Here is a 10,944-nt window from a genome sequence, read left to right as displayed (position 1 = left end):
GTTCAGATGCCATCTTGGCGTAAGGATACACTTTAAGTGTTTTGCGTTTCAGGATGTAGTACCGGAGCTTATCTTCATAGGAATCGAACTCCAACCTTCCAAAAAGGAACACCTCATCAAGGGCTATGGATGCCTGAAAAAGAGAATCACCCTCCATGATAATCAGCTTTTCCTGAATGGAGTCCAAGGGCTGATCTTCTATCTGGGACCTGAGCATACTGCTCAAAGCCAGCATCACCATTAATATCCCATATTTATGCACAGGTCTCATCCCCGGAAATTTTACCTTGTCAAAATTAATCATAAAGCCCATTCGAGGTTATTAATTAAACGTGAATATTGCTAAGTTTGTATGCAAATTTCAAACCTGCATGAGCAACTCTAAAATACTTACAAAGAAATCCATAGACTTCTTTGAAAAATACCTGAACAATGCCTCTCCCACAGGCTACGAATGGGAAGGGCAAAAGCTCTGGATGAATTATCTCAAACCCTATGTCGATACCTTTATCACGGACACCTACGGAACTGCCGTTGGCGTGATCAACCCTGAAGCTCCTTACAAGGTGGTCATCGAAGGCCATTCCGACGAGATCTCCTGGTATGTGAATTACATCACAGACGAAGGGTTGATCTATGTGATAAGGAACGGAGGGAGTGACCATCAGATCGCTCCATCCAAGTGGGTCAATATCCATACCAAAAAAGGGATCGTGAAAGGGATCTTCGGGTGGCCCGCCATTCACACCCGGGACAAAAGCAAAGAAAAACCACCTCAACTCGACAATATCTTTATTGATGTGGGAGCAAAAAACAAAGAGGAGGTTCTCAAACTTGGAGTCCATGTAGGATGCGTGATCACCTACCCGGATCAGTTCCATATCCTGAACAAGAACAAGTTTGTCTGCAGGGCCATTGACAACAGGGCAGGAGGGTTTATGATCGCCGAAGTAGCCCGCCTGCTTCACGAAAACAAGGTCAAATTACCCTATGGCCTTTACGTCACCAATTCCGTTCAGGAGGAGATCGGACTGAGGGGAGCGGAGATGATCACCCAGACCATCAGGCCCAACGCGGCCATCGTGACTGATGTGTGCCACGATACTACAACACCGATGATCGAGAAAAAGACCCAGGGCCATACCGAACTGGGAGCTGGTCCTGTGATCTCCTATGCACCCGCCGTTCAGAACAAATTACGCGAACGCATTATCGAAACCGCCGAAGCCAAAAAGATCCCATTCCAGCGAATGGCCTCTTCACGCTCTACCGGAACGGATACGGATGCCTTTGCCTACAGCAACGGAGGAGTAGCTTCTGCCCTGATCTCACTTCCATTGAGGTATATGCATACTACTGTGGAAACCGTCCACAAAGACGATGTTGAGAATGTGATCCGTCTTATCTATGAAACACTGCTGACCATAAAACCCGGGGAGACCTTTAGCTATTTCGATTGATCGAAAGGATGTGCTTAACCAACCCCACACCGAATACGTTATAATTCATGGAAGAGTGGGTAGACGTACTGGATCAGGATGGACGATATACAGGTGAAACGATCCTGAAATCGGAAGCGCATCGGCAAGGGATTTTTCATCCCACGGTTCATATTTGGTTCTATACTTCCCAGGGTGAAATCCTTCTGCAGTTGCGTTCCCCTGTGAAAAAGACCTTTCCCGGTTTCTGGGACGTCTCCGTAGCAGGGCACATCGGCGCAGGAGAACCAGTCGAAGAAGCTGCTCTACGCGAGATCAGGGAAGAATTAGGATTATCTGTGGGTAAAAAGGATCTGTCTCCGGTAGGCGTGTTTAAGTCGATTAAGCGACATGACAACGGCATCATCGATTGCGAATACCACCACACCTTTCTCTGCCAATTCAACCATACACTGTCCGCTCTGGAGATACAGGAAGAAGAAGTAGCAGAGATCCGGTTATTCCCCATGGAAATATTGGGCCAGCCGTATATTACAGATAAAACAAAGGTCAAGATAGTGCCTCACGACGGAAGTTACTACAGGGTGGTTTGCGATGCCATCAGGAAACATCTAAAGAGTTGAAATGAACTGCTGCAGATCCTGCCAAGTGTATGTCTTCTGACTTCCCTTCGCCATATCCTTGACCACGATAACCTTTTGTTCTAACTCGTCCTTCCCCAAAAGCACCACATAAGGGATGTTCCTGTTATTGGCGTATTTGAACTGTTTCTGCAGTTTGGCGTCTGTAGGATACAGGTCGGTCTTGATGCCCTCCCCTCTCAATTTCTTTATCAAAGGAAGAGTTGCCAGCGCCTCCTTCTCCCCAAAATTGACGAAAAGGACCTCTACCGATTCCTCCACTGCCTCAGGAAAGAGCCCTAGTTCCTCCAGGACCAGATAGATCCTGTCCAGACCAAAGGAGATCCCTATCCCACTGAGGTCCTTCAGGCCAAAGATTCCCGTGAGATCGTCATAACGGCCGCCTCCTCCTATGGACCCCATATTCACACCCTCAGGGGCCGAAACCTCAAAAATAGCACCCGTATAATAATTCAGACCCCTTGCCAGGGAAACATCCACTTCCAGGCCGGTGCTCTTCAGGTCCAGAGTTCGAATAGTATCTGCTATAAACCTGAGCTCTTCTATACCCTGCATTCCGGCCTGAGAAGCCTTCAGGAAATCGGATAATACATCGAAGGGGGCCTGTTTATCTTTAGCCATCGAGAAAAGTGGCATGGCCTTTTCGATCGCAGCCTGACCGATCCCGGCGTCCGACATTTCGCGCATGACCCCTTCTTTCCCTATTTTATCCAGTTTATCAAGGGCTACCGTAAAAGGGATCAATTTGTCACCTGCACCGATCACTTCAGCAATTCCGCTTAATATCTTCCTGTGATTGAGTTTGATGCTGACCCCGCTGAGGCCAAGCTCGGAAAAAACCGCATCGTAAAGCTGCACCAGTTCCACCTCCTGCAACAGGGAGCCGGGACCCACCACATCCGCATCACACTGGTAAAATTCCCGGAACCGGCCTTTCTGGGGTCGGTCTGCCCGCCAGACCGGCTGGATCTGGTATCTCTTGAATGGAAAATCGATCTCGTGCTGATGCATCACCACATAGCGCGCGAATGGCACGGTCAGGTCATAACGCAAGGCTTTTTCAGAAATCTGAGGCGTCAGTCCTGTACTGTCCTTTTCTGCATATACCCCAGGATCCACCTTGTTCAGATAGTCTCCTGAATTCAGGATCTTGAAGATCAGCCTGTCCCCCTCGTCCCCATACTTCCCCATCAGGGTTTCCAGGTTTTCAAAACTGGGAGTCTCTATGGGTTGAAAACCAAAGACCTCAAACTGATGCCTGATCGTTTCAAAGATGTAGTTCCTTTTGGCTACTTCAGCCGGACTGAAATCCCTGGTGCCTTTGGGAATAGAAGGTTTCTGTGCCATATCCTCGCGTAGTTCCGCAAATATCGCCTTATTCTATGATTTTATCAAACCATTGGTACAGCTCGCCTTTGGTGATCACCGCTCCTTCCTGGATGAGCCCGAATTTGTCTGCATTAGGCTCTTCCGAATACGCCTTTGACGCCACCAGGTAGTCCACGAAATCAGATTGCCAGTTCTTCTTGAACCATCCAAATCCTTCCGAAGTCGTCAGGTCTACTTCCGGATTCCTCACCTTAATTGAGATGAGTTTCATTTCCTTTTCGGTGAGATGAAAGAGATGCATATGCTGAGAAGAAATATTCTCCAGGTATTCCACTTTCTGCAACACGCCTTCCCAGACTAAGTCACTGAATACGTCGATCTCTTCCTCAGCCACATGAGGCCTGTTCGTCTTAATCATTTCCCATTCCGAGGCTGTGATGGACTGGGTAGCCAGAAAATTGATAAATTCCGGGTGCAATTCCTCTAACTGCTCTTTTGTCAATCGTGTGTACTTCATAAAAAAAGGCCGCCTTTTAAGGGCGGCCCAAAATTACGGTTTTATTCCTTAGTTAAAAATGTAGCGGACACCCAACTGAGCCCTCCACCTGGAAACGGCGCTGGTGATGGCCGCAAAGGTGTCTGTCCTGCTGGTGTCGAAAGTATAGGTAGGATTGTTGTTGGAATCCACCGTTACCCCAAGAAGCTGGTCGAAACTCGGACCTTCCACGACTCCCCAGTTGGAGTTCAGCAAGTTCCCGAAGTTTAACACATCCAGGCTTAACTGGAATTTGTTCTTGTCCGTGATCTTTATATCCTGAAGTATCTTGATATCCCAGCTGCTTCTCCACGGGGCCAGGGCTCCATACCTTTCCGCATATTGTCCTCGACGTCCGCTGAGGTAATCGTCCTGTTGAATAAAGGCCTCAAATGCCTCTGCCTGACCGGGTCCGCTAAAGGTCATGGATCCAATCTCCGAACTCGTCGGGATGTAGATCAGGTCATTGATGCTGGAACCATCATTGTTGATGTCACCTCCATAGATATAGTTAAACCTTCCGCTTTTGGCATATTCAAAGAAGGTAGAGATCGTAGTTCCTGTACTGAATTGCTTGGAAAGCACCCCGATAAACCTGTGGGTATCCCCATATCTGGAAAAGGAAAGGACATCCCTGTTGGCATTACCGACAATCGCATTTCCGGCAAAGGCATCCCCGGTGATCTCGGCATCGATCGAATTCACTTCCTTGGCATTGAGGAAACTGTAGGCGAGCATAGCGTAAAGGCCATTGTTCCATGTCTTCTGCCCTTTCAGTGATGCATTCCAGATACGGCCCTGGTCCGAATTGGTAAAGACATAGGCATTGGTAGGACCCCCGAAGATCTGGGCCTTATCTGCATTGGTGTACACTGCGCGATTGTCGACCCCATTCAGGGTGGCAGAAGGGGCATCCAGTCCCCAGTTCTGGACATGGGCGGCATTGACATCCTTGGTATAGGAAACGTCTGCGGTCAGGATCAGGCCGTTATCAAATTTCTTATCGACCCCCACATTGGTCCTCCATACCTGAGGCCACTGGAAATCCGGATCCACGATCTGGTAAAAGAAGAAATCGACCGCCTGTGTCTGGTTACCCAGCCACACAAAAGGGAATCGCCCTGTGAAGAGCCCGGAGCCACCCCTTACCTGCAACGAATTATCATTATACACATCCCAATTGAAGCCAACCCTTGGCGAAACCAGGAAATTATTGTTCGGCAGGACCTCAGAATCCAGGAAAACCGGATCGCCTGTCTCAGGATCAAAGTACTGTATTGAAGGGATATAGGTGCCGGAAGCTCCTCCCTTCCGCTGGATATTCTCCCGGATCTTTTCGGCTGTGTCGAAATACAGGGGCTTGTCAAACCTCACCCCGTAGGTCAGCTTAAAGTTCTCGGTGACATCCCATTCGTCCTGCATATAGAAGGACAGCTGACCCACATTGGTTTCTGAAAGGGCCCATCCCCCGGGATTTCCGGTGCCATTCGCATTGAATGACCTGTCGGCATTGATCGCGTTGTTAAAAGCGGCCTGCAATTGTCCCGAACTTGCAAAATTTGGAAAATCGGTGATAGTGGTAGTAGGGAAAAAGACTCCCTGAGCCCCGTAGGCGCCGAGGTTGAAGGAGTTGTCGAACTGAAACTTCTCAAAGGAGAACCCTATGGTATAGGTATGGTCTCCCTTGAAGATATTCAGATTATCCGTGATTTGAAACACTTTCTGGTCGAGCCTGTTGTTGATGGAAAAAGGTTCGTGACCGGCGATGATATAGTTCGAACTCCCTGTGGCATCCAGGATCACAATACTCGGTGCCGGAGTAGAGAAAGGATTCCGGAAGTCATCAAAATGGGTATAGCCCACCTGCAGTTTGTTAGTTGCCTCATCGGAAAGCCTGGAGTTCAATTCGAGTTGAACGGATTTGATCCTGTTGTTGATCTCATAACCAGCATTCTCGAACTGGAGGGTTTGAGTGTTGGGACCCCTGAACGTGATGGCATCCCTGTTGGCAGGCTTCCCTTTGGAAGCATCCAGGAAATTGTAGATGACCGCCAGGCGGTTGTTGTCATTGATATTCCAGTCTAACTTAATAATACCTTTGGTAGATTCCTGGTCGAAATTAAAGCCCTGAAACCTGCCGGGATCGTAAAAGATATCATTCCCCTGAGCATCCTGACCGATCACCACCTGGCGCAACAGGTTGTCTACCAGCTGGAAGTCTGATAATGTCACCCGGCTCTCGTTGATGTCTCCCGTGCCGGTATTGGGCACGAATCCATCCGTTCCCAGCTCGGTAAGTTCATCCCTTTCGAAGTTGACGAAAAAGAACAATTTGTTCTTGACGATGGGTCCGCCCAGGCTGAACCCATACTGGGTCTGCTCCAGACCGGTCTTAAAAACATCATCTCCATTGATCTTGCCTCCGGTAAGGTCGTCGTTCCGGAAAAACCCATAGGCAGTGCCGTAGAATTCATTGGTACCACTTTTCGTGACCGCGTTGACAGAAGCACCCGTAAATCCTGACTGGGTTACGTCATAGGGGGCCGTAGTGACCTGTATCTGGTCGATGGCATCCAGGGAAATGGGCTGGGCATTGGTCTGCCCACCCGGAGTGGCCGCATCGAGGCCAAAGGGATTATTGAAAATAGCTCCGTCCAGAGAGAAATTGTTGTACTGGTCGTTTCGCCCACCGAAGGAGAGTCCGGAAGCCCCTGAAGAAGCCTGGGGATCCAGTCGGATAAAATCGCTGGCAGACCTCGAGATCGTCGGCAGTCGGGTGAGTTCCCTGCGCCCTACGCTGGTTTCCGCTCCCGTTCGATCGCTCCCGAAGGTTCCTGTCTGGTCGTAGACCACTACTACCTCCTCCAGGGCCTGGCTTTCGGAGATCAGGCTGAATTCCAAAATCGTTGTCTGTCCCAGAGAGAGAAATACCCCGTCCTGCACCTGGGATTTGAATCCCACATAGGATACGGTGATCTCATAAGGCCCACCTACTCTCAGGTTGGGGAGGTTATAGCGACCATCCATGTTGCTCACGGCCCCGTACTTCGTCCCCGTGGGGGTGTGGACTGCCACAATGTTTGCTCCGAAAAGAGGCTGGGCATCACCTTCGTAAACTGTTCCCCTGATATCTGCGGTCGTTATCTGCGACCAGGAAGTAAGGGTTAAACCGAACAGGAACAACCCTGTCAAAAGAATTTTTTTCATAATCACATTGTTGGTTAATGAACTAGTGAATATAGCAAAAAAAAAGAGCCATAATCAAATGGCTCTCTCTTTAATTTGAAAGGTTTTCTTTATTTCTGTTCTGCGATGACTTCAAAGTTGAAATCTACAAGTACATCCCTGTGCAGCCTGATCTGAGACTCGTAAGGCCCGGCCCTTTTAATGGCCCCGCCTTTGATCATGATGTATTTCTTATCGATTTCATGACCTTCTTTGGCCAGAGCGTCAGCTACATCCGCGTTAGTGACGGAACCGAACAGCTTGTCGCCGGCACCCACCTTGGCGGGGATCTTTACTTCGAGCTGTTTAAGCGCCTCTGCCGTCTTGTTAGCGGCCTCAACGATCTTTTTCTCTTTGTGTGCTTTTTGCTTCAAGTTCTCTGCCAGGACTTTCTTGGCAGAAGGAGTAGCCATGGTAGCCAGTCCTTTTGGGATGAGGTAATTTCTTCCATACCCGTTCTTAACGGTTACGATATCGTCCTTGAATCCCAGATTCTGTACGTCTTCCTTTAGTATAAGTTCCATGATCTTCTCCTTTTTACTTTAATAAATCACCCACATAAGGCATAAGGGCCAGGTGCCTCGCCCTTTTTACTGCCTGAGCTACTTTACGCTGGTACTTCAGGGAAGTACCTGTAAGCCTCCTGGGGAGCAATTTTCCCTGCTCGTTCACGAGTTTCATGAGGAAATCGGGATCCTTATAATCGATATACTTGATGCCGGATTTTTTAAAACGGCAGTATTTCTTTTGCTTGTTGGTCTCGATATTCAAAGGGGTGAGATATCTGATCTCCCCGTCCTTCTTGCCTTTGGCCTGTTGCTGTAATGTTGCCATGTCCCTTACGCTTTTGCTTTAAGTTTATTCCTTCTCTTTTCAGCCCACTCAATGGCGTGCTTGTCTAATTTTACGGTCAGGAAACGCATAACGCGCTCATCTCTCCTGAATTCCTGCTCATAGGGAGCAATAACTTCTCCGGGAGCCGTAAATTCGAACAAGTGGTAGAATCCACTTTTCTTGTGCTGAATGGGATATGCCAGTTTTTTCAGGCCCCAATTTTCCTTTGATACCATCTTGGCATCATTCTTAATTAAGAAATCCTCAAATTTCTTAACTGTTTCCTCTATCTGAACGTCAGATAGAACGGGATTTAAAATGAAAACAGTTTCGTAATGATTCATATTGATATATAGATTTTTAGGAGCGCAAAAGTAATAATTCTTCCTTCGATTTACAAGAAATTATATTTTTCTTCGTTATCAGTACTATAATGACCCAAATCGAACCTGAACTTTTAAACCTAAATTATGCACATCATCACCTGAGTTTATAAAGATTTTGTTCACAACTTTTATTGCAGTTGGTCCAGTTTTTTATGTACTTTGTCGATGATTTAACCCCACAAATCAACCCTTTATGAAATTAAGAAGTATAGTTGTTGATGATTCATCTATGCAGCGTATGGCAGTTGCGAAATTGGTGAATAATCATCCGAATTTAGCCCTGGTTGCGGAGTACAGCAATGCTATTGAAGCCAAGAATGGCATCAAAAACAACGAAATTGACCTGATTTTCCTGGATGTGGAGATGCCTATCATCAGTGGTTTCGACCTTCTGGAGTCTCTGGAGAACAGCCCCCAGGTAATCCTGATCACCGGAAAACCGGATTACGCACTTAAAGCTTTTGACTACGATGTAACGGATTATCTTCACAAGCCTATTACCATGGCACGTTTTGATGCCTCTGTAAAAAGGGCGGTGACCAAGTATGAGCAGATGAACCAGGTGGCTGAGGACGAGGAGCATATTTTCGTCAAAAGCAACCTCAAGAAGCGCAAGGTCATCCTCAATGACATCAAGTGGATCGAAGCCCTTGGAGACTACATCAAACTGGTAACCGATGAGGCCAATATCGTGATCCTCTCCACCATGAAGGCTTTTGAAAAGCAGTTACCTGCCGATAAATTCCTCAGGATACACAAGTCTTATATCGTAAATCTGGAGAAGATAGAAAAATTCAACAGTAAGAACGTAGAGGTCAGCGGAAGGTCCATTCCCCTGAGCCGAAACAAGAAAACAGAACTGGCCGAAGCCCTTAGCAACGTCTGAGAAATTCAGAAGTAGTCTACGTCGTAGATTACCCGCACACTTCTGTACTGGGAAATAGCATTGAAGGAATTTTCAATTCTTTTAATGCTATTTTTTGTTTGGGTAAGAGACTGTTCCCTGGGGATTTTCACAAGCACCTGTTTAATATACTGGTTTCTTATACGGGCTACGGGAGGGTATTCAGGGCCTAGGACGGAAGTGCCAAAAAGATTCCTCAACGCCTGGCCAAACCAAGAAGCTGCCTCATTCAGGGTGTGATAGGCCCTGTGCTTGAAACTGATCCTGATGATCCTGTTCACCGGTGGATAAAGGTATTCCCTGCGCTGCGACATCTGATCTTCATACATGCCTGTATAATCCCCATTAACCACTTGCCTGAGTACCGGATTCTGTGGATTATAGGTCTGGATAAGCACCTTTCCCCTTTTTTCAGTGCGCCCTGCCCTGCCCGCTACCTGGGTCAGCAATTGGAAGCTGCGTTCATGAGCCCTGAAATCAGGAAAGTTGAGCAAGGCATCTGCGTTCATGATCCCGACCAGGTTCACGTGTCTGAAATCCAGGCCTTTTGTCACCATCTGAGTTCCTACCAGAATGTCAAATTCACCCGAAGCAAAGCCCGTAATGATCTTTTCATAGGCAAATTTCCCCCGGGTGGTATCCAGGTCCATTCTGCCTGTACGCGCATCGGGAAACAACTCCTTCAGCTCCTTTTCTATCTGTTCCGTTCCGAAACCCTTGGTGTCCAGTGTGGCGTTGCCGCAGGCCACACATTGTACCATCATCTTTTCACTGTATCCGCAGTAATGGCATCTCAGTTCGTTCCTGCCCTGGTGATACGTAAGACTTACATCGCAATTGGGGCACTGGGGAGCATGTCCGCAGGTCATGCATTCCACTACAGGGGCATAACCCCTCCGATTCTGGAAGAGGATCACCTGTTCCCTCACCGCGAGAGTCTCATTGATTCCGGCGATCAGAGCCTCTGAAAAATGCCCGGTCATCCGCTTCCTTCTGGATGCATCCCGAATATCCACCAGGTCCACCTCAGGCATCTGAACGCCCCCGAACCGCTGCTCCATGGAAGTATAGCCGTATTTACCGGTCCTGACGTTATAAAAACTCTCCAGGCTGGGCGTGGCAGATCCCAACAGCACCTTAGCGCCGTGCAAGGTTGCCAGAACTATGGCAGCATCCCTGGCGTGGTACCGTGGGGCCGGATCAAATTGCTTGAATGAATTTTCGTGTTCCTCGTCCACAATGACCAGTCCGAGGTTGTCAAAAGGCAGAAAGAGTGACGATCTTGCCCCTATGACCACCTTCGCCTTTTCCTCATTCCGCCTGACATTGTTCCAAACCTCTACCCTTTCATTGAGACTAAAGCGGGAATGGAATACAGCTACCCTACTGCCGAAACATGTCTGCAGACGGGAGATAAGCTGGGTGGTCAGGGCGATCTCCGGCAGGAGGTACAACACCTGCTTTCCATCGGCCAGAAAGGTTTCCATCAATTTCATATAGACCTCCGTTTTGCCGGAGGACGTCACCCCGTGAAGGAGGGTCACATCCCGATCTTTAAAGGATGCTGTAATATCTTCCAGGCTCTTTTGCTGGAAATCGCTTAAGACCGGTTTCTGCAGGCCTTCGGTGTCTCCTTCAAAAGTAACTCGGT

The 10,944-nt window shown here is 48.1% G+C and carries 11 protein-coding genes; 3 read left to right on the top strand and 8 right to left on the bottom strand.

Translation table 11 applies throughout. The features are described 5' to 3' along the window. Positions 1-271, bottom strand: a 271-nt coding sequence (locus ABYP73_RS07080) for a DUF4294 domain-containing protein (protein ID WP_372973857.1), incomplete at its 3' end; no start/stop codon positions are given. A 100-nt stretch (positions 272-371) separates the two neighbouring features. Between ABYP73_RS07080 and ABYP73_RS07075 the strand changes: the two genes are divergently transcribed. Next, positions 372-1,460 carry a M42 family metallopeptidase gene (locus ABYP73_RS07075; RefSeq protein WP_372945911.1) on the top strand — a complete coding sequence of 363 codons (1,089 nt, stop codon included), beginning with the start codon at positions 372-374 and terminating at the stop codon, positions 1,458-1,460. Between the two features lie 47 nt (positions 1,461-1,507). Next, a complete protein-coding gene (locus ABYP73_RS07070) occupies positions 1,508-2,062 on the top strand; it encodes an NUDIX domain-containing protein (protein WP_372973856.1) in 555 nt (184 codons plus the stop codon). Here the strand turns inward: ABYP73_RS07070 and hisS are convergent. The 6 genes from hisS to rpsF form a co-directional block, all read right to left on the bottom strand. Continuing rightward, complete coding sequence (gene hisS / locus ABYP73_RS07065) at positions 2,051-3,427, bottom strand: histidine--tRNA ligase (RefSeq protein WP_372973855.1); 1,377 nt, start codon at positions 3,425-3,427, stop codon at positions 2,051-2,053. The genes ABYP73_RS07070 and hisS overlap by 12 nt on opposite strands. A 28-nt stretch (positions 3,428-3,455) precedes the next feature. Continuing rightward, positions 3,456-3,926 (bottom strand): DUF6495 family protein, encoded by a 471-nt coding sequence (locus ABYP73_RS07060; protein ID WP_372945914.1) that lies wholly within the window; start codon positions 3,924-3,926, stop codon positions 3,456-3,458. Positions 3,927-3,974: 48 nt separating this feature from the next. Continuing rightward, the gene (locus ABYP73_RS07055; RefSeq protein ID WP_372973854.1) at positions 3,975-7,151 is read right to left on the bottom strand and encodes a carboxypeptidase regulatory-like domain-containing protein; all 3,177 of its coding nucleotides are present in this window, start codon (positions 7,149-7,151) and stop codon (positions 3,975-3,977) included. Between the two features lie 89 nt (positions 7,152-7,240). Further along, positions 7,241-7,693 carry a 50S ribosomal protein L9 gene (gene rplI / locus ABYP73_RS07050; RefSeq protein WP_372973853.1) on the bottom strand — a complete coding sequence of 151 codons (453 nt, stop codon included), beginning with the start codon at positions 7,691-7,693 and terminating at the stop codon, positions 7,241-7,243. 13 nt (positions 7,694-7,706) lie between these two features. Continuing rightward, entirely contained in the window at positions 7,707-8,003 is a 297-nt protein-coding gene (gene rpsR / locus ABYP73_RS07045; protein ID WP_129604536.1) for a 30S ribosomal protein S18, read from the bottom strand. Between the two features lie 5 nt (positions 8,004-8,008). Further along, complete coding sequence (gene rpsF / locus ABYP73_RS07040) at positions 8,009-8,347, bottom strand: 30S ribosomal protein S6 (RefSeq protein WP_188371305.1); 339 nt, start codon at positions 8,345-8,347, stop codon at positions 8,009-8,011. Between the two features lie 235 nt (positions 8,348-8,582). Here rpsF and ABYP73_RS07035 point away from each other — a divergent pair, with 235 nt between their 5' ends. Continuing rightward, the gene (locus ABYP73_RS07035; protein ID WP_188371304.1) at positions 8,583-9,275 is read left to right on the top strand and encodes a LytTR family DNA-binding domain-containing protein; all 693 of its coding nucleotides are present in this window, start codon (positions 8,583-8,585) and stop codon (positions 9,273-9,275) included. A gap of 5 nt (positions 9,276-9,280) precedes the next feature. Here the strand turns inward: ABYP73_RS07035 and priA are convergent. Further along, on the bottom strand, positions 9,281-10,944 hold a 1,664-nt coding region (gene priA / locus ABYP73_RS07030), incomplete at its 5' end, for a primosomal protein N' (protein ID WP_372973852.1).

This window comes from Muriicola sp. (genome assembly GCF_041567615.1).
Taxonomy (GTDB): Bacteria; Bacteroidota; Bacteroidia; order Flavobacteriales; family Flavobacteriaceae; genus Muriicola.
The sequence above is the reverse complement of the archived record's forward strand: the minus strand, read 5'-3'. Positions and strand labels throughout refer to the sequence as shown.